This window comes from Lentilactobacillus sp. (genome assembly GCF_040773105.1).
Classification (GTDB): Bacteria; Bacillota; Bacilli; order Lactobacillales; family Lactobacillaceae; genus Lentilactobacillus; species Lentilactobacillus parabuchneri.
In genome coordinates this window covers 1-1,715 of record NZ_JAXGWW010000323.1, presented here as the reverse complement: position 1 = coordinate 1,715, position 1,715 = coordinate 1, and the positions used below count along the sequence as shown (strand labels likewise).

Genomic DNA, 1,715 nt, shown 5'->3' with positions numbered 1-1,715 from the left:
GAGCGGCAGTTAACTGGTTTTTTCACGGATTTACGATTGAGCGATGTATTGAAGACGAAAAATCCGGTTGTAACCAACGCTTCACGCATTGGTTATAACCGGATTTTTACTATCAATGGAGTCGGCGGGAGTTGAACCCGCGTCCGAGCATATTGCCACCTAGATATCTACGTTCGTAGATTTATTATTTAAAATTCACCTGCTGAAACGCCATAAATCAAGGCACCCACAGTAGGCTAACCTGATTAGTCTCTTCAGTTTGCTTCAGGTGGGAGCAAACTGCGTGAGCCCACTTAATTTAGGACCCAGATCTAACCCATGGGCGAAGTTAGGAGGATCTACGCTAAGCGCTTATTAGGCAGCTAATGCGTAAGAATTGTTATTATTTTTTGCAGTTATAATAAACTGGACGTTTTTACGTGACGCAGCACGAAACGCAATCCAGGCTCAACCTATACCCGTCGAATCCATAACGACCCCGATACATATTGTATCTTATCATATTCAACGACAAGATAGAAGCAATCTGACTTTAAAGTAAGCCGTAATGTTTCAATCCATTGACGATTCCGTGGTCGGTATTTTTAGTTGTGATAAATTCCGCGTAGGTTTTAACGTGATCGAGGCCGTTCTCCATAACAACGGGGTGGTCAACGAAGTCTAACATGGGGATGTCATTATTGCCGTCGCCAAATGCATAGGTGGGGATGCCATCTAATTTTGCATTGGCAATTAGCTCTTGAATTCCTTTCTTCTTGGAGCTGCCCTTGTGCACAATATCCATGCTAAATGGTGTGTTTCTAAAGAAAGTCAGCGTATCATTAAAGCGATCAATATAACGTTCATCAGGCCCCTTGGTGTTAATTAACATCATCACGACTTCCTGTTTGTTAACAAAATCTTCAACGCCCAGATTTGGCATTCTTGAATTGATAAAGTTGTAGTTACCACGGACAATGTCGTTGATGAAGTTAATCTTGGCACCAACACTGTTCATAACGGTGGTGGCTTCATGATTTTCTTTGGCAAACTGAATAAAGTCCAACGCCACTTGTTTATCAATCAGCGCTTTGTAGACGGGTTTTCCTTCAAAGACAACGTAACTGCCGTTTGCAGAAACGACCGTATCAATTCCCGTTTGTTTCATGGTAGTTGGGATTTCAAATAAATTTCGGCCAGTTGAAATGACTGGCAGAACATTATTTTGTTTAAGTTGATGCATAGCATCGGCAACTTCAGGGTCGACGCGGGTATGTTCATTGTAAAGCGTATGGTCTAGGTCAAAGAACGCAATTCCTTTATACATAGGTAAACCTTCCTATCCGGATAAATATTAAAGTATAATCAACATTCCTATCATAACAATATTAAGACTTTCCAAGCAAGTTTCTTATTTTATTGGTAAAATGAAGTATATATGAGGTGAGACGATTGAAAAAAACAACCATTGCCAGCGAAAAGACCAGCCGGTTCTTTGTGCGATTACGCCGCATTCCTGGTGAGCATTGGTACTTGGCAACTGACGCCGAAACAAAAGTGACTTCAAAAGATAAAACGAGGATTCCTGACGATATTAAGGCACAGGATTTTTTGATCGATGAAATTCGCTTTTTTAACAAACTTGTTTGGTATCATTTTACGTTTGGGGATTTATCGGGCTGGCTGCCAAAACGCAATATTCGAAAAACATTCCGCAGGTTGGATGTTGCCCCATT

1 protein-coding gene, 1 other RNA gene and 1 pseudogene are annotated in these 1,715 nt (G+C 41.0%); 1 reads left to right on the top strand and 2 read right to left on the bottom strand.

Annotated elements, in window-relative coordinates; genetic code table 11:
• Positions 1–113: 113 nt before the first annotated feature.
• Positions 114–480, bottom strand: a transfer-messenger RNA (tmRNA) gene (gene ssrA / locus AB3112_RS11315).
• Positions 481–532: 52 nt separating this feature from the next.
• The gene (locus AB3112_RS11310) at positions 533–1,306 is read right to left on the bottom strand and encodes a Cof-type HAD-IIB family hydrolase (RefSeq protein ID WP_367334550.1); all 774 of its coding nucleotides are present in this window, start codon (positions 1,304–1,306) and stop codon (positions 533–535) included.
• Positions 1,307–1,431: 125 nt separating this feature from the next.
• On the opposite strand from AB3112_RS11310, the pseudogene AB3112_RS11305 reads away from it, so the two are divergent.
• Positions 1,432–1,715 (top strand): annotated as a pseudogene (locus AB3112_RS11305) (hypothetical protein); the annotation flags it as partial.

Bases quoted from the DNA above. Each gene is read 5' to 3' on its own strand.
- AB3112_RS11310 (WP_367334550.1), bottom strand. From the start codon at position 1,306: ATGTATAAAGGAATTGCGTTCTTTGACCTAGACCATACGCTTTACAAT.